This is a genomic window from Colwellia sp. BRX10-4 (genome assembly GCF_014077465.1).
In the GTDB taxonomy this organism is placed as follows: Bacteria; Pseudomonadota; Gammaproteobacteria; order Enterobacterales; family Alteromonadaceae; genus Colwellia_A.
Window position 1 is genome coordinate 1 of sequence record NZ_JACGVZ010000104.1, and the last position, 505, is coordinate 505.

Consider the following 505-nt stretch of genomic DNA (forward strand, 5'->3'; position numbering starts at 1 on the left):
GGCTATTGAACCGCTAACATAGACTGAAGACAGGTGCCACGACGAAATGAGTAAGGTAGGCGCTGCTAACTAATCAGTGAGTAATCGACGAATATCAGCATGATAACCGACAAAATTACTTGCTTAATTCTATGCGTTAACTCACTTAATACTAAAAGTGAATACAATGGTTCTGAAATTAATGAACAAGGTTCAGTGTATTTAACTTGACGTGGCGAGTCATACCAATGCCTCATTAAGAGGCTAAAAATTGTTGGCCAAAATCAGCGAGGCACGAGCATTGGCCAACTTTTTTTAGCCCTGCTTGAATGACTTATAGTTTATTTACACGATACTTCAACCGTTTTTGGGTACCAAATTGGTCCCAACATATTTGCTGCACCACTAGCCAAACCGTTTATAAAAGTTAATTCGGTTTTTACTGATGCCCAAGGCGTGTTAGCACATTCTTTTTGGAGGTCTACAACTGGCGAGCCCTCATATAAAGAAAGGGCGAAGTTATGAT

Annotated in this window: 1 protein-coding gene; it reads right to left on the reverse strand. The window is 40.0% G+C overall.

Annotated elements, in window-relative coordinates:
- Nucleotides 1-320: 320 nt before the first annotated feature.
- On the reverse strand, nt 321-505 hold a 185-nt coding region (locus H4J67_RS20020), incomplete at its 5' end, for a Bor/Iss family lipoprotein (protein WP_220463143.1).